Annotated in this window: 17 protein-coding genes; 10 read left to right on the top strand and 7 right to left on the bottom strand. The window is 68.5% G+C overall.

Annotated elements, in window-relative coordinates; all coding sequences use genetic code 11:
* The gene (locus ABS88_RS17415) at positions 1-804 is read right to left on the bottom strand and encodes an enoyl-CoA hydratase-related protein (protein WP_286750218.1); all 804 of its coding nucleotides are present in this window, start codon (positions 802-804) and stop codon (positions 1-3) included.
* A 252-nt stretch (positions 805-1,056) separates the two neighbouring features.
* Positions 1,057-1,707, bottom strand: a complete 651-nt coding sequence (gene fsa, locus ABS88_RS17410) for a fructose-6-phosphate aldolase (RefSeq protein WP_067106157.1) — start codon at positions 1,705-1,707, stop codon at positions 1,057-1,059.
* A 187-nt stretch (positions 1,708-1,894) separates the two neighbouring features.
* Between fsa and radA the strand changes: the two genes are divergently transcribed.
* The 4 genes from radA to ABS88_RS17390 all read left to right on the top strand — a co-directional run bounded on the left by radA (position 1,895) and on the right by ABS88_RS17390 (position 6,279).
* On the top strand, positions 1,895-3,256 hold the full coding sequence (gene radA, locus ABS88_RS17405; RefSeq protein WP_286750217.1) for a DNA repair protein RadA: 1,362 nt from the start codon (positions 1,895-1,897) through the stop codon (positions 3,254-3,256).
* A 142-nt stretch (positions 3,257-3,398) separates the two neighbouring features.
* The gene (locus ABS88_RS17400) at positions 3,399-3,974 is read left to right on the top strand and encodes a CvpA family protein (protein ID WP_067106161.1); all 576 of its coding nucleotides are present in this window, start codon (positions 3,399-3,401) and stop codon (positions 3,972-3,974) included.
* On the top strand, positions 3,971-4,396 hold the full coding sequence (locus ABS88_RS17395) for an iron-sulfur cluster assembly scaffold protein (protein ID WP_067106163.1): 426 nt from the start codon (positions 3,971-3,973) through the stop codon (positions 4,394-4,396). Before ABS88_RS17400 ends, ABS88_RS17395 begins: the two co-directional genes overlap by 4 nt.
* Complete coding sequence (locus tag ABS88_RS17390; protein ID WP_067106165.1) at positions 4,393-6,279, top strand: cation:proton antiporter domain-containing protein; 1,887 nt, start codon at positions 4,393-4,395, stop codon at positions 6,277-6,279. The genes ABS88_RS17395 and ABS88_RS17390 overlap by 4 nt, the downstream gene beginning before the upstream one ends.
* 28 nt (positions 6,280-6,307) lie before the next feature.
* On the opposite strand, the gene aroB is transcribed toward ABS88_RS17390, so the two are convergent.
* Together aroB and ABS88_RS17380 are read right to left on the bottom strand one after the other, a co-directional pair.
* On the bottom strand, positions 6,308-7,414 hold the full coding sequence (gene aroB, locus ABS88_RS17385) for a 3-dehydroquinate synthase (protein ID WP_067106167.1): 1,107 nt from the start codon (positions 7,412-7,414) through the stop codon (positions 6,308-6,310).
* Complete coding sequence (locus ABS88_RS17380; protein ID WP_067106188.1) at positions 7,402-7,965, bottom strand: shikimate kinase; 564 nt, start codon at positions 7,963-7,965, stop codon at positions 7,402-7,404. The genes aroB and ABS88_RS17380 overlap by 13 nt, the downstream gene beginning before the upstream one ends.
* Here ABS88_RS17380 and ABS88_RS17375 point away from each other — a divergent pair.
* From ABS88_RS17375 to ABS88_RS17355, 5 genes are all read left to right on the top strand, one after another.
* Positions 7,938-8,243 (top strand): hypothetical protein, encoded by a 306-nt coding sequence (locus ABS88_RS17375; protein ID WP_156482976.1) that lies wholly within the window; start codon positions 7,938-7,940, stop codon positions 8,241-8,243. The genes ABS88_RS17380 and ABS88_RS17375 overlap by 28 nt on opposite strands.
* On the top strand, positions 8,240-10,060 hold the full coding sequence (locus tag ABS88_RS17370; protein WP_286750216.1) for a hypothetical protein: 1,821 nt from the start codon (positions 8,240-8,242) through the stop codon (positions 10,058-10,060). Before ABS88_RS17375 ends, ABS88_RS17370 begins: the two co-directional genes overlap by 4 nt.
* On the top strand, positions 10,053-10,940 hold the full coding sequence (locus ABS88_RS17365) for a tyrosine recombinase (RefSeq protein ID WP_286750215.1): 888 nt from the start codon (positions 10,053-10,055) through the stop codon (positions 10,938-10,940). Before ABS88_RS17370 ends, ABS88_RS17365 begins: the two co-directional genes overlap by 8 nt.
* 152 nt (positions 10,941-11,092) lie before the next feature.
* A complete protein-coding gene (locus ABS88_RS17360) occupies positions 11,093-12,040 on the top strand; it encodes an acetyl-CoA carboxylase carboxyltransferase subunit alpha (RefSeq protein WP_067106173.1) in 948 nt (315 codons plus the stop codon).
* Between the two features lie 294 nt (positions 12,041-12,334).
* Positions 12,335-13,840, top strand: coding sequence for a M48 family metalloprotease (locus ABS88_RS17355; RefSeq protein WP_286750214.1), 1,506 nt, complete (start codon positions 12,335-12,337; stop codon positions 13,838-13,840).
* A gap of 73 nt (positions 13,841-13,913) precedes the next feature.
* Here the strand turns inward: ABS88_RS17355 and ABS88_RS17350 are convergent, their stop codons facing one another.
* Positions 13,914-14,093: a Flp family type IVb pilin gene (locus tag ABS88_RS17350; RefSeq protein ID WP_067113752.1), complete on the bottom strand. Its 180-nt coding sequence runs from the start codon at positions 14,091-14,093 to the stop codon at positions 13,914-13,916.
* A gap of 138 nt (positions 14,094-14,231) precedes the next feature.
* The gene (locus ABS88_RS17345) at positions 14,232-14,411 is read right to left on the bottom strand and encodes a Flp family type IVb pilin (protein WP_067113754.1); all 180 of its coding nucleotides are present in this window, start codon (positions 14,409-14,411) and stop codon (positions 14,232-14,234) included.
* Between the two features lie 103 nt (positions 14,412-14,514).
* Between ABS88_RS17345 and ABS88_RS17340 the strand changes: the two genes are divergently transcribed.
* Complete coding sequence (locus ABS88_RS17340; RefSeq protein WP_286750224.1) at positions 14,515-14,907, top strand: (deoxy)nucleoside triphosphate pyrophosphohydrolase; 393 nt, start codon at positions 14,515-14,517, stop codon at positions 14,905-14,907.
* 191 nt (positions 14,908-15,098) lie between these two features.
* Here ABS88_RS17340 and ABS88_RS17335 read toward each other — a convergent pair whose 3' ends face one another.
* Entirely contained in the window at positions 15,099-15,479 is a 381-nt protein-coding gene (locus ABS88_RS17335) for an EscU/YscU/HrcU family type III secretion system export apparatus switch protein (protein ID WP_286750213.1), read from the bottom strand.
* Positions 15,480-15,619: the final 140 nt, after the last annotated feature.

Raw genomic sequence — 15,619 nt, 5'->3', positions numbered from 1 at the left:
TCAGCGTGCCTTCCACACCGGCTTGCGCTTCTCGGCAAAAGCGCGCGGGCCTTCGCGCGCGTCCTCGCTCGCCATCAGCAGCTTGCGTTCGCGGCTGTTGTCGGCCCAATGCGCATCGTCGCCGGCGATCGCCCCGTCCTGCATCCGGAGCGCGACGCGCTTCGACGCCTGCACCGACAAGGGGGCGTTGCCCGCGATCTTCTCGGCGAGCGCGATCGCGGTCGGCATCAGGTCGGCGAGCGGCACGACGCGATTGGCGAAACCATGGCGCAGCGCGGTCGCGGCATCGAAGGGATCGCCGGTGAGCAGATGTTCCATCGCCAGCTTCGGCGGCAGCTGCTTGACGATCCGGAAGGCGCCGCCCGCCGCCGCGAACAGCCCGACCTTGACCTCGGGCAGGCCGAACTGCGCATTTTCGGCGGCAACGATCAGGTCACACATCAGCGCGAGCTCGCAGCCGCCGCCGAAGGCGAAGCCATTGACCGCGCCGATCACCGGTTTCGAGATCGGGTGCGCGGCAAAGCCGCCGAAGCCCCATGCCTGCTGCGCCTTGTCCTCGGGCGCCAGCGCGCCGCCGCGCGACAGGGCGACGAGATCGGCGCCCGCGCAGAACGCCTTGTCGCCCGCGCCGGTGATGATGACGACGCGGATTTCGGGGTCGCTTTCCGCTTCGTCGAGCGCGGTGCCGATGCCGACGTGGACCGCCGCGTTGACGGCGTTGCGCGCCTCGGGCCGGTTGATCGTGACGATCAATATATGGCCGTTGCGTGTCGTCAGGACGGCGGGGGCGGCGGTGTCGGTCATGCGAATCTCTCCCTTTCGGGCGAGTATCGGCGCGAGTTGACGTTTACGTCAACTGGAAAGGACGGGCGTGCCCCAACAGGCGTGCGCACCCGAAGGCGGGGCTGCACGCCACATCCTTTTCGTCACCCTGAACTTGTTTCAGGGTCCATGGCCGGCCCTCTCCCGTAGCGCGGCGTTCGACGGAGATTCGGGCCATGGATGCTGAAACGAGTTCAGCATGACGAATTGAGGACTGGCGTCGTCCGTGTCGCGTCAGATCGACTGCCCGGTCTTGGCCCAGTCCGCCAGAAACCCTTCGATGCCCTTTTCGGTCAGGACATGCTTGAACAGTCCCTTGATGACCGACGGCGGCGCGGTCATCACGTCGGCGCCGATCTTCGCGGCTTCGAGCACATGGATGCCGTGGCGCACGCTGGCGACGAGAATTTCGGTGTCGAAGGCGTAATTGTCGTAGATCAGCCGGATGTCGGCGATCAATTGCATGCCGTCGAAGCCATTGTCGTCGTGGCGACCGACGAAAGGCGAGACGAAGGTCGCCCCCGCCTTTGCCGCGAGCAGCGCCTGCGTCGCCGAGAAGCAGAGCGTGACGTTGACCATCGTCCCGTCGCCGGTCAGCGCCTTGCAGGTCTTGAGCCCGTCGATGGTCAGCGGCACCTTGATGCAGACATTGTCGGCGATCTTGCGGAGGATTTCGGCCTCCTTCATCATCGTTTCATGGTCGAGCGCGACCACCTCGGCCGACACGGGGCCGTCGACGAGGGCGCAGATTTCCTTCGTCACCTCCTTGAAGTCGCGGCCCGACTTGGCGATCAGCGACGGGTTGGTCGTGACGCCGTCGAGCAGGCCGGTTGCGGCGAGTTCCTGGATGGCGTCGATTTCGGCGGTGTCGGCGAAAAATTTCATGGCTCGGATGATCCTGCTGGATGGTGATTCGGGTTTTCCGATCCCCTAGAACCCTTTCCTCGTCATTGCGAGCGAAGCGAAGCAATCCAGGACGGCTTACGCATGCTCTGGATTGCTTCGCTTCGCTCGCAATGACGATGGTGGGAAATTGCTGGCGTTCCATTTTTGTTCCCGCTAAGCGACCTTCATGGCCAAAGCGAAACGCCAATATGTCTGCCAGAATTGCGGCGCCGTCAGTTATCGCTGGCAGGGCCAGTGCGCCGATTGCGGCGAGTGGAACACACTGGTCGAGGAAGCGGCCGAAACCGTCTTTTCCGCGAAGCACGACCTGTCGAAGGGCGGCCGCACGCTCGCGCTCGAAACGCTCGACGAACAGAGCGCGATGCCCGAGCGGATGCTGTGCGGCATCGCCGAGTTCGACCGCGCGCTCGGCGGCGGCTTCGTCGCCGGGTCGGCGACGCTGATCGGCGGCGATCCGGGGATCGGCAAATCGACCTTGCTGCTTCAGGCCGCGGGCCGGATCGCCAGGGCGGGCAAATCGGTCGTCTATATCAGCGGCGAGGAAGCGGCGGCGCAGGTGCGGCTGCGCGCGCAGCGGCTGGGGCTCGGCGACGCGCCGGTGGCGCTCGCCAGCGCGACTTCGGTGCGCGACATCCTCGCCACGCTGGAAGGCCGCAGCGCCGATTTCGTCGTCATCGATTCGATCCAGACGATGCACAGCGACCTGATCGACAGCGCGCCGGGTACCGTCAGCCAGGTGCGCGCGAGCGCGCAGGAGCTGATCCGCTATGCCAAGGACAGCGGCGCGGCGATCGTGCTCGTCGGCCATGTGACGAAGGACGGGACGATCGCGGGGCCGCGCGTGCTCGAACATATGGTCGACACCGTGCTGGCGTTCGAGGGCGAGCGCAGCCACCAGTATCGCATCCTGCGCGCGGTCAAGAACCGCTTTGGCGGCACCGACGAGATCGGGGTGTTCGCGATGGGCGAGGAGGGGCTGGGCGAGGTCGCCAACCCGTCGAGCCTGTTCCTGACCGACCGCAGCCGCGACGTGCCGGGGTCGGTGGTATTCCCCGCGCTGGAGGGCACGCGGCCGGTGCTGGTCGAGGTACAGGCGCTGACCGTCCGCCTTGCGAGCGGCGCGACGCCGCGCCGCGCCGTCGTCGGCTGGGACAGCGGGCGGCTCGCGATGGTGCTCGCGGTGCTCGAGGCGCGCTGCGGGCTCCAGATGGGCGCCGCGGAGGTCTATCTGAACATCGCGGGCGGCTATCGCCTCACCGATCCGGCGGCCGACCTCGCGGTGGCGGCGGCGCTGATCTCGGCGTTCAGCGAGCGGCCGGTGCCCGCCGATGCGATCGTCTTCGGCGAACTGTCGCTGTCGGGCGAGGTGCGCCCGGTCGCGCACGACGCGCTGCGCCTGCGCGAGGCGGCGAAGCTCGGCTTTTCAAGCGGCTGGGGGCCAAAGGGGATGAAGGGTGTGAAGGGGATCGGCGTCACCGGCTTCGGCCGGCTCGGCGAACTCGTTGACCTGATGCTCGGGCGTGCCTAGATCGACGGACATCAAGCTATTCCGTTCGCCCTGAGCTTGTCGAAGGGCTGTTCTTTCCGCCGGGAAGGAGAAAAAGGACGGTGCTTCGACAAGCTCAGCACGAACGGTTGTATTTCATGCGTGATTTTTGGATTGCGGTCCGATGGCGAATCTGACGGCCCTCGACATCATCGTGCTGACGCTCGTCGGCGGCGGGGCGGTGCTCGGCTTTTCGCGCGGGCTGGTGCAGGAGGTGACGTCGCTCCTCGCCTGGGTGCTCGCCTTCCTGGCGGTGCGCTTCTTCCATGCGACGCTGACCGGCCTGCTGGGCGCCTATATCGGCGCCCCCGGCGGCGCGGCGATGCTGTCCTTCGTGCTGTTGTTCGGCGGCGTGTTCGCGGTGACGAAATGGGGATCGCGCGCGATGGGGCAGCGCAGCCGCGCCTCGCTGGTCGGCGGTTTCGACCGCGGGCTCGGCGCGGGGTTCGGCGCGGTGAAGGGGCTTTTGCTCGCGACATTGCTCTTCATGGCGGCGACATTGCTCTACGATGTCGGTTACGGCAACGCGGCACGTCCGGGCTGGATGACCGAAAGCCGCACCTATCCCGCGCTGAGCGCGACGAGCGCGGCGCTGAGCAAGGTCATTGCCGACCGCCGCGCCGACGCGCGCGCGGCGGCGGTGCCCGACGCGGCGGAACAGGATGTCGCGGCGCAGGGCGGGGCGGATCGGGCGCGATGAGCGCGCCGCTCTACAATCGCGACATATTGGCGCTGGCCGTCGCCAACGCCGACTATCCGCTGCTGGATGCCGGGCAGCGCGCCTCGCTGCGCGCGCCGCTGTGCGGCAGCCGGATCATCGTCGATGTCGATTCCGACGCCGCCGGGACGGTGCGCGCGGTCGGCCTGCATGTCGAGGCATGCGCGCTGGGGCAGGCATCGGCGGCGCTGCTTGCGCGCCATGCGCCGGGGCGCAGCCTTGCCGACCTGCGCGCCGCGCGCGATGCGATCGCCGGCTGGTTCGCGGGCGAGGGTGCGGCGCCCGACTGGCCGGGGTTCGACCTGCTCGCGCCGGCGCGCGACTATCCGGCGCGGCACGGCGCGATCCTGCTGCCCTTCGATGCCGCGGTCGCGGCGCTCGCGGGCGCCGACGTCGCGGGATGATGCTGCCGCTCCTCTCGGCGGGCGCGGCGGTGACCGAGCGGGTATCCGAAACGCCGACCGACACCTTGCTGTTCGAAGGCGCGATCCTGCTCGGCGTCGCGACGCTGTTCGTGATGCTGTTCCGCCGCCTAGGGCTCGGCGCGGTGCTTGGCTATCTGGTCGCCGGGGCACTCGTCGGCCCTTATGGGCTGGGGCTTGTCGGCGGCGGCGAATCGAAGCTCGCGTTCGCGGAGATCGGCATCGCCTTCCTGCTCTTCCTCGTCGGGCTCGAACTGCATCCGCGGCGGCTGTGGCAGCTTCGCAAGGCGATCTTCGGGCTCGGCCTCGCGCAGGTGGTGGTGACGGGGCTGGTGCTCACCGGACTGATCCTGCTCACGCAGGGCTTCAGCTGGCAGGCGGCGCTGGCGCTCGGCCTGCCGCTCGCGCTCTCGTCAACCGCGCAGGTGCTGCCCAGCCTCAAGAGTTCGGGGCGGATCAACTCGCCCTTCGGCGAAAAGGCCTTTTCGATCCTGTTGTTCCAGGACCTCGCGATCGTGCCGATGATCACCATCGTCGCCGCCCTGTCGCGCGCGCCCGCCAACCCCGCGGCGCCGCCGGGCGGGGTGCTGGCGCTCTATACGGTGCTCGCGATCGTCGGGCTGGTGCTCGCGGGGCGCTTCGTCGTCAATCCGCTGCTGCGTCTCGTCGGCCGCTATGGCGAGCGCGAACTGTTCGTGGTCGTCGGCCTGCTCGTCGTGCTGGCGAGCGCGGCGCTGATGCACAGCCTGCACGTCTCGACCGCGCTCGGTGCCTTCGTCGCGGGCGTGATGCTCGCCGATTCGCCCTATCGGCACGAGATCGAGGCCGATGTCGAGCCGTTCCGCCTGATCCTGCTCGGCCTCTTCTTCCTCGCGGTGGGCATGGTGCTCGACGTCAACGTCGTGCTCGCCGATCCGCTGCGCGTCGTCGGGCTGGCGGCGGGGCTGGTGATCGTCAAGGTGGTGGTGCTGACGCTGCTGGTGCGCGCGGCCGGCAAGTCGTGGCAGGTCGCCTTCGGCCTCGCGCTGCTGCTCAGCCAGGGCGGCGAGTTCGGTTTCCTGCTCTTCACGCAGGCGGCCGATGCGATGCTCATCGCGCCGCAGGCGGCCAGCCTGTTCAGCGCCGTCGTCACGCTGTCGATGGTGACGACGCCCTTCCTGATGCTGTTCGCGCGGAACCTCGAACTGGCGCCGGGGGGCGAAGAGGCCGGTTATGACGGGCCCGAGGCCGCGCCGCGCGGTTCGGCGCTGGTCATCGGCTATGGCCGCTTCGGACAGATCGTCGCGCAGATGCTGCACGCGGTCGACTGCTCGGTGACGCTGATCGACAGGAAGCCGAGCCAGATCGAGCTGTCGGGACGCTTCGACACCAAGGTCTATTTCGGCGACGGGCTGCGGCTCGACCTGCTGCGCCGCGCGGGGGCGGAGGAGGCGCGGCTGATCATCTATTGCATCGACGACCCGTCCGTCGATGCCGCGACGCTGGCGCCGATCGTCGAGGCCTTTCCGCAGGCGCAGGTGCTGACCCGTGTGTTCGACCGCCGCCAGTTGATGGCGATCGACGGCGCGGGGGTTTCCGGGGCGGTGCGCGAGCTGTTCGAAAGCTCGATCGCGCTCGGGCTGATGGCGCTCGGCCGGCTCGGCGTCGACCCGCGCGAGATGGAGGATGTGGAGGCGGCGCTGCGCCAGCTCGACGCCGAGCGGTTGGGCATGCAGATGAGCGAAGGCGACCTCGGCGCCGGGCGTGATTATCGCTTCGTCGCGGGCGGCGGCCGCCAGGCGGCGAGCGTCCTCGAAGCGCTGCGCGAGCGGCGGGCGGCGGCGAAACGCGCACGCGAAGAAGAGGAAAGCGGCGCGGCGGCGTGACTTCAATAACCTCGCAATGACGAGTGTTTTAGGTAGCCTGCTGCCCGTCCAGAAAGGCCGCCACCGCGTCGAGCCCGTAGGCGTCGGTCACGAAGCTTTGCCCGATGCCGCGCGTCAGAATCAGCGGCAGCTTGCCGCCGCGCACTTTCTTGTCGTGCGCCATATGCGCCGCGAGCGCCGCACCGCCGCTGTTGACCCCCGCACTCGTCAGGCTGTGCGGCAGGCCGACGCCGGCGAGATGGTCGCGCACCCGTGCCGCGTCGGCGGCGGAGCAGAGGCCGTGGGCGGCAGAGAATTGATGCGCGAGCACCATCCCCGCCGCGACCGCCTCGCCGTGGAGCAGCCGGTCCGAATAGCCGGTTTCGGCCTCGAGCGCATGGCCGAAGCTGTGGCCGAGGTTGAGCAGCGCGCGCACATCCTGCGTCTCGCGCTCGTCGGCGGCGACGATGCGCGCCTTGGCGGCGACACTGTGCGCGATCGCCCGGTGCCGCGCCTCGCTGTCGCCCGCGAGCAGCGCCGCGCCGTTCGCTTCGCACCAGGCGAAGAAACCGGCGTCGTCGATCAGCCCATATTTGACCACCTCGGCATAGCCCGCGCCCAGCTCGCGCGGCGGCAGCGTCGCCAGCGTCGTCGGGTCGATCACCACCAGCGCCGGCTGGTGGAAGGCGCCGATCAGATTCTTGCCCGCGGCGACGTTGATCGCGGTCTTGCCGCCGACGCTGCTGTCGACCTGCGCCAGCAGGGTCGTCGGCGCCTGGATGAAGGCGCAGCCGCGCTTGACGATGCTGCACGCGAAACCGACGAGGTCGCCGATCACCCCGCCGCCGAGCGCGATCACATGATCGCTGCGTTCGATGCCTTCGCCGATCAGCCATTCGGTAAGGCGCGCAAGGCCGTCCCAGCTCTTGGTGCCCTCGCCCGCGGGCAGCACGAAGGAGGAGAAGGAGATGCCTTCGGCGCCCAGCGACGCGCCGACGCGCGCCAGATAGGAATCGGCGACATGGCTGTCGGTGACGATCATCGTGCGCGGACGTTTCAGCAGCGGTGCGACGTGCGCGCCGATGTCGGCGAGCAGCCCGTCGCCGATCAGGATCGGATAGCTGCGCGCACCCAGTTCGACCGTCAGCTTGTCCATTGCGATAGGGCCTCCAATATCGCGCGCACCGTATGCTCGTGCGGCTTGCTCGCCGAACTGACGCGCAGATGCGCCTCGGCATAGATGGGGTTGCGGACCGCCGCCAGTTCGCGCAGCACCTCGCCGGGATCGCGGTCCTTCAGCAGCGGGCGGTGGCTACGCCGCGCGACGCGCTCGACCAAAGTCGGGATGTCGGCGTCGAGCCAGATGCACAGGCTGTCCTTCAGGATCAGCGCGCGCGTCTCTTCGTTGATGAAGGCGCCGCCGCCGGTTGCCAGCACCAGCGGCCGGCCGGCGAGCAGCCGCGCGATCACGCGCCGTTCGCCGTCGCGGAAATGCGCCTCGCCGAAGCGCGCGAAAATGTCGGAGATCGTCATGCCCGCCGCGCGCTCTATCTCGTCGTCGGCATCGGCGAAGCGCATCTTCAGCCGGTCGGCGAGCCGTCGGCCGATCGTCGACTTGCCCGACCCCATCAGCCCGACGAGCACGATCGAACGCTCGCGGATCGCGGGGGGAACGGCCGGTGCCGGGCTTTTCGGGTTTCGCGTCATGCCGCGCGCGGCTATACCGCCCGCGCCGCGTGGGACAATCATTTTACCGCTCGCGCGGCGCGGTGTTGCCGTTTTGCGTCGCCGCCGGCAAGGATGGGCATGGACTATTGCGTGCGAAGGACGGATCGGGAAAAAGCCGCTGGATCGGGCGACTGGCCATATCGGCCCTGCTGCTCGCGGCCTTCGCACTGCTGCTGCTGGTCCTCGGCCGGCCGATCGAACCGCGGATGATTGAGGTGGACGTGACCGACAAACTGGCCGAAAGCATGGCCCGATGACGCGCAAGCTGCTTGCCCTGACCCTCGGCCTGTCGGGCACCGCGCTCGCCGCGGCGCTGGTGCTGCCCGCGATCGCGCAGGAATCGCTGCTGCCGGAGGGATTCGGCAGCCCCGCCGAAACCCCGGCGCCCCGGCCGACACCGACGCCCTCGACGAGCCCCGCACCGACCCCGTCCGCCCGCCCGGCGCCGCCCACCGGCACCGCCGTGACCCCGCCGCCGGTCGCTCCGACGATCGCCGCGGCCGAACCGGGCGACGCCGCGACGGAGGATGGGACCGAGGAGGAGGCGACGAGCGGCGGGCTGAAATACGACCTGCCACCCGGCGCGCGGCGGCTGCTCACCCGCATCGGCCCGCTGACGCCCGAAACCGGCGGCCTCGCGCCCGACGCCTTCGGGGTGCGCGGCCAATATGCCGCCGCGATCATGCGCGCGACCAGCGGCACGCTCGCGTCGCGCTGGGGGCAGATATTGCTGCGCCGCGCGCTTGCCTCGGCGATCGACACGCCGGAAACGATCAACGGCGCCGACCTGGCGGCGGAGCGCGCCGCGCTGTTGCTGCGGATGGGCGAATCGACGACCGCGCGGCGGATCGTCCAGTCGGTCGATTACGACCGCGCGACCCAGCGGCTGGTCGCGGTCGCGCAGCAGACCTATCTCGCCAATGCCGACCCCGCGGGCCTGTGCGCCTATGTCCCCGCCGGCCTCGCGCACGGCGACGAGCAGGCGTGGCGGCTCGCCGCGGCGATCTGCGCCGGGTTGTCGGGCGAGGCCGGGCCGGCGGGCTGGGCGATCGGGCGGGTGCGGTCGAGCGGCAAGATCGCCAATTTCGACATATTGCTGGCCGAACGCGTGCTCGGCGCGACCGGCGCCGGACGCCGCTCGACGACGATCGAATGGGACAAGGTCGACCGGCTGACGAGCTGGCGCTTCGGCATGGCGACCGCGACCGCGGTGCCCATCCCCGACCCGCTGCGCGCGTCGGCGCCGCCCCAGATGCGCGGCTGGACGGTACTCGCCCCGATGACCGAAATGCCCGACCGCATCGCTGCCGCGCCCTATGCGGCGGCGCGCGGCGTGCTGTCGAGCGACGCCTATGTCTCGCTGCTCAGCGCCGCGGCGGGCGAAGAGGAGCCTTCGGAAGCGCTGGAAGAGCAGACCGACCGGCTGCGCAGCGCCTTCCGCGCCGCGAACGGCGCCGACCGCTATGCCGCGATGCAGACATTGTGGAGCGCTGGAACCGGTCCGGTGGCACGCTATGCCGCGATGGTGGCGACCGCGCGCGCGGCGGCGGGCCTGCCGCCCGCGACCGACGTCGGCGACGATCCGTGGCAGCTCGTCGGTTCGATGCTGACGGCGGGTTACGACAATAATGCGATGGCGTGGGTTCCGACCGTGTCGGTCGGCAGCCGCGCCTGGGGCATTCTGGCGGTCGGCTCGCCGCGCCCGCTGAACGGGACGACGTCGGGGGCGGTCGGCAATTTCGCGAGCGACGACGACAGCGCCGAGGGGCTGCGCAGCAAGCTGCTGCTCGCGGGGCTTGCCGGGCTCGGCCGCATTGAAGAGGGGCAGGCGGCATCGGCGGCGAGCGATCTCGGCATCAGCCTGTCGAAGCAGACGCGCTGGACGCGCGCGATCGAGGCGGCGGCGCAGCGGCGCGAACCCGGCATGGTCGCGCTGCTCGCGGCGGCGGGGATGCAGGGCGACTGGTCGAAGATGCCGCCCTATCACCTCTATCATATCGTCCGCGCGCTGCGCGAGGTCGGGCTGGGATCGGAAGCGCGGATGATCGCCGCCGAAGCGCTGGTGCGTGTCTGACGCGGCGCTGATCGACCGCTTCCTCGAGATGATGGCCGCCGAGCGCGGCGCGTCGCGCAACACGCTGGCGGCCTATCGCCGCGACCTGGTGCAGGCGGCGGAATGGGTGCGCGGTCCGCTCGCGGCGGCCGATGCCGCGGCGCTGCGCGGCCTGATGGCGGAGTATCGGACCCTCGCCGCGAGCAGCGCCGCGCGCAAGCTGTCGGCGCTGCGCCAGTTCTTCGCCTTCCTGCTCGACGAGGGCGAGCGGGCGGACAATCCGGCGCTCGACATCGCCCGCCCGGCGACGCGGCGGCCGCTGCCGCGCATCCTGACCCACGACCATGTCGACCGGCTGTTCGCGCAGGCGGGCGAAGAGGCGGACGGGGCGGCAGCGCCGGCGTCGGCGGTGCGGATGCTGCTGCTGCTCGAGCTCCTCTATGGCTCGGGCCTGCGCGCGAGCGAACTGGTGTCGCTGCCGCGCCGCGCGGTCGCGGGCGGGCGCGACTATCTGATCGTGCGCGGCAAGGGCGACAAGGACCGGCTGGTGCCGCTGTCGGCGCGCGCGGGCGCGGCGCTGGACCGCTGGCTGCCGCTGGTCGCCGAGGGAAGCCCGTGGCTGTTTCCGTCGGGCAAGGCGCATCTGTCGCGCGTGCGGCTGTTCCAGATGCTGCGCGAACTCGCCGCGCGCGCCGGGGTCGATCCGGCGGCGGTCAGCCCGCATGTGCTGCGCCACGCCTTTGCCACGCACCTGCTCGAAGGCGGAGCCGACCTGCGCGCGCTGCAACTGATGCTGGGGCATGCCGACATCGCGACGACCGAAATCTATACCCATGTCGACAGCCGCCGCCTCGTCGAACTGGTCAACCGCCGCCACCCGCTGGCGCGGATCGACGAATAGGGACTATCCCTATTTGGACGATGTTCGTCATTGCGAGCGTAGCGAAGCAATCTCCAGCCATCGGCAAGGCGGGACGCTGCCGGACAAATAGGACCCGCCCCCGTTTCCGGCAGGCGTTGACCTGAACGCCCCATCCGCCTAGCGAATCCGGCATGACAGCCTTTCTGGACTTCGAAAAACAGGTCGCGGCGCTCGATCGCCAGATTGCCGAACTGCGCGAGATGGGGGACGATCCGTCGCTCGACATCGAAGGCGACATCGCGCGGCTGGAGGCGAAATCCGCGAAGATGCTGCGCGATATCTATGCGAAGCTGACCCCGTGGCAAAAGACGCAGGTCGCGCGCCATCCCGACCGGCCGCATTTCAAACATTATGTCGCGGGTCTGTTCGATGACTGGATGCCGCTCGCCGGCGACCGCAATTTCGGCGACGATCAGGCGATCCTCGGCGGGCTGGCGCGCTTCCGCGGCCGCCGCGTGATGGTGATCGGGCACGAGAAGGGCGACGACATCCCTTCGCGCATGAAGCATAATTTCGGCATGGCGAAGCCGGAGGGCTATCGCAAGGCGATCCGCCTGATGCAGCTTGCCGACCGTTTCGGGCTGCCGGTGGTGACGCTGGTCGACACATCGGGCGCTTTTCCGGGCATCCAGGCCGAAGAACGCGGCCAGGCCGAGGCGATCGCGCGCTCGACCGAGCAATGCTTGGCGCTCGGCGTCCCGATGGTCGCGGCGATCGTCGGAGAGGGCGGCTCGGGCGGTGCGATCGCGCTCGCCGCCGCGAACCGGGTGCTGATGTTCGAGCATGCGGTCTATTCGGTGATCTCGCCCGAAGGCTGCGCGTCGATCCTGTGGCGCACCGCCGACAAGGCGCCCGACGCCGCCGCGGCGATGAAGATGTCGGCGGAGGACCTGCTCGCGCTGAAGGTGATCGACCGCATCGTCCCCGAACCCGTCGGCGGCGCCCACCGCGCGCCCGAAGTCGCGATCCAGTCGCTCGGCGACGCGATCGCGGGCGAACTCGACGCGCTGTCGGGCCTGCCGCGCGATGCGGTGCTGGCGGCGCGCGAGGAGAAATTCCTCGCGATGGGGCGGGCCTGAAGGGGAACCCGTTCGCCGACGATGGCGTTCTTCTTCAAACCCGCTCCTCGAACGGAGGGCGGAAAGGAAAGGCGACCATGTCGTTTGCGAGCACGTCCAGCGGGGTCCAGATCTTTCGTTCTTCGTCACCCTGAACTTGTTTCAGGGTCCATGGCCTGCCCCCCGCTGAAAAGCGGCGTAAAGGACAGGTCTGGCCATGGATGCTGAAACAAGTTCAGCATGACGAGCGAGAGAGAAGCATGATTCGCCGGCCATGGTTCGCAAGCAGTCGACAGTGAAAGCAGAGGGAGGCATATGATGGCCCGCAGGACGACGATGATAGCACTCGCGGCGCTGGTTGCAGGCTGCGCCGCGGCCGGAAGCGGGATCGGTTCGCCCGCCGATGCGAAGGCGGTCAGGACCGCGACCAGCATTTCCGCCGCCGACCGTCAGCAGGGCAGCGAGGCGCATCCGCAGCTCATGGCCGAATTCGGCGGCGCCTATGCCGGGGCGCAGGCCGCCTATGTGAACCGCGTCGGCCAGAATATCGCGGTGCAGTCGGGCCTGTCGCGCAGCCCGAGCGATTTCACGGTGACCCTGCTCAACTCGCCGGTGAACAACGCCTTCGCGATCCCCGGCGGCTATGTCTATGTCACCCGCCAGCTGATGGCGCTGATGAACGACGAGGCCGAACTGGCGGGCGTGCTGGGGCACGAGGTCGGCCATGTCGCGGCGCGGCACAGCAAGAAGCGCCAGTCGGCGGCGACGCGCAACACCGTCCTTGGCGTCCTCGCGACCGTGCTCGGCGGCGCGATCGGCGATAATGGCGGGCTGCTCGGCGGTCTCGGCGGCCTGCTCCAGAACAATGCGATGCAGGTCGCGCAGCTGGCGACGCTCGGCTTCTCGCGCAGCCAGGAACTGGAGGCCGACCAGCTCGGCGTGCAATATCTGAAGAGCGCGGGCTACGACCCGCTCGCGCTGTCGACGATGCTCGCCAGCCTCGCCGCGCAGACCAGCCTCGAAGCGCGCCTGTCGGGCGGTGACGCGCGCTCGCTTCCCGAATGGGCGAGCACCCACCCCGACCCCGCTTCGCGCGTCCGCAACGCCCAGACGCTCGCCGCGCGGCAGGGTGCGGGCGGGGTGCGTAACGCCGACGCCTTCCTGGCATCTGTCAACGGCGTGCTCTATGGCGACGATCCGGCGCAGGGCGTCGTCGAGGGGCGCGAATTTCTGCATCCCGACCTGAAACTGCGGTTCGAGGTTCCGAACGGCTATGGCATGCAGAACGGGACGAGCGCGGTGTCGATCAGCGGCAACGGCGGGCAGGCGCAATTCTCGACCGGCGCCTACAGCGGCGACATGAACGCCTATATCGCCGCCGTCCTCAAGGAAATCGGCGGCAAGGCCAATCTGACGCCGGGCACGATCCAGCGCACGACGGTGGGCGGCATCCCCGCTTATTACACGACCGTCCGGGCCAACAGCCAGTCGGGGCAGGTCGACGTCACAGTCTTCGCCTATGAATTTTCGCGGACCAGCGCCTTCCACTTCGTCGCGCTGACCAAGGCGGGCGGCAGCGGTGTGTTCAACTCGATGTTCACCAGCCTCCGCCGGCTCAGCACCAGCGAGGCGGCGGCGATCCGGCCGCGCCGCGTCGATGTCGTGACGGTGAAGAGCGGCGACAGCGTCGCCAGCCTGGCGCGGCGCATGGCGTACAGCGATTATGCCGCCGAGCGCTTCCAGGTGCTCAACCGGCTGGCGGCGAACAGTCGCCTGACGCCGGGGCAGAAGGTGAAGATCGTCACCTACGCCAGCCGCTGACACGAAAAAGGGCGGTGCATGCACCGCCCTTTCCCTGGATTCTGCCACCCGCGAAGCGGATGGAAGAGGCCGATTACGCCTTGCTGTTGGCGTTGGTCAGCTTGCCGTCGACCTTGTCGAACGTATTGCTGACGCTCGAGCCGACGTTGGTCAGCGCGGTGATGGCGGCAACGGCGATCAGCGCCGCGATCAGGCCGTATTCGATGGCAGTCGCGGCCTTGGTGTCGCGAACGAATTTCTTGAAAAACTTCATGTCTGGTCTCCTGGTAGGTCACTTACCCCGTTGACGATCTGGTCGGTGTCAACATCTGCGGGATTTACGGGCAATTGGTTTTGAAAAGTTTAATGCCGGACGCCGGAATATGCGCGATTCGGCTTGGAAACCGCCGGATCAATTCTTGTTCGTCGCCGTGTCGGTGGTCGTCGACACGCGATTCCACATATTGGCGGTCGACGTTCCCACGCCCCCCATGGCGGACACTGCGGCGATGAAGATCATCGCCAGGATCAACCCATATTCGATGGCTGTCGCGGCCCTGGTCGACCGCAGCAGCGCGAGAAACTTGGCCATTGTTCCGCCCCTGCCCCAAATGTTACGTCCCGAAGCGGCCGAATTTTGCACAGGAAGGTTAAGGAATTTGACTGTCCCCGACGCGCTCCGCGACGCGCAAAACATGCTTCTCGTGGTCGCGGCGGCGCTCGTCGACCGCGACGGGCGGATCCTCGTCCAGCAGCGGCCCGCGGGCAAGCCGATGGCGGGGCTGTGGGAATTTCCGGGCGGCAAGGTCGAACCCGGCGAGACGCCCGAGGCGGCGCTGATCCGCGAACTGGCCGAGGAACTGGCGATCGACGTCGATCACGCCTGCCTCGCCCCCGCCTGCTTCGCGAGCGATACGCTCGGCAATCGGCACCTGCTGTTGCTGCTCTATGTCTGCCGCAAATGGCGGGGAACGCCGGTGGCCCGACATGCGACCGCGTTGCGCTGGGTGCGGCCGGTCGAACTTTACGGCCTCGACATGCCGCCCGCCGACCTCCCGCTGATCGGGCTGCTCGAAGCGCTTGTTTAAAGCGGCGTGCCATTAGAGATGATGACATCAGACGGACTCGTCATTGCGAGCGGCGAAGCCGCGCGGCAATCCAGAGTGGGCATAAAGCGCCCTGGATTGCTTCGCTCCGCTCGCAATGACGAAATAGGTCAATCCAAAGCCGCGGCCGCCGGCAAGCTTGCGCTATGCCGGTAGCCGCCCCGGCTCGACAATTATCGCTTCGGCTTCAGCGCCTCCCCCGACCAGACGAAGCGGTGCTGAACGATATTGCCGGCAATAGCGGCCAGCACCAGCATCAGCAGCGGCAGGCCGAGCGCGGCGACAAGGGCGTATTCGATCTGCGCGGCGAGCGCCAGCAGACCGGGGCCGTCGGTCCGGATCTGCCAGGAGTTGGCGATCAGGTTGCGCAGCGGCACCTCGAACCCGCCGCCGACAGAGCCGGCGAAGGTCGACAGCACCAGCGTCGCACCGGCGATCACGAACCAGGTGTTGACCTCCTGGCTCTTGACGACGTCGCCGCGCTCGATCGCGTCATCGAGACGTTTTTGCGTCGGGTCTTCTGTCTTTTCGGTCTCGTCGCTCTCGTCGACCATCGTCGCCGTGTCCTAGTGTCCCGATTCCGAAGTTCGCATACCCTCGCAGCAACCTTTGATGCGAACCTCGGAATCAAAGGGACACTACCAACTTTATGATTCTAGTGTGGTTTGGGTTCAGAAGTTCGCTTGACGGACTC

Source organism: Sphingopyxis sp. SCN 67-31 (assembly GCF_001725095.1).
The sequence above is the reverse complement of the archived record's forward strand: the minus strand, read 5'-3'. Positions and strand labels throughout refer to the sequence as shown.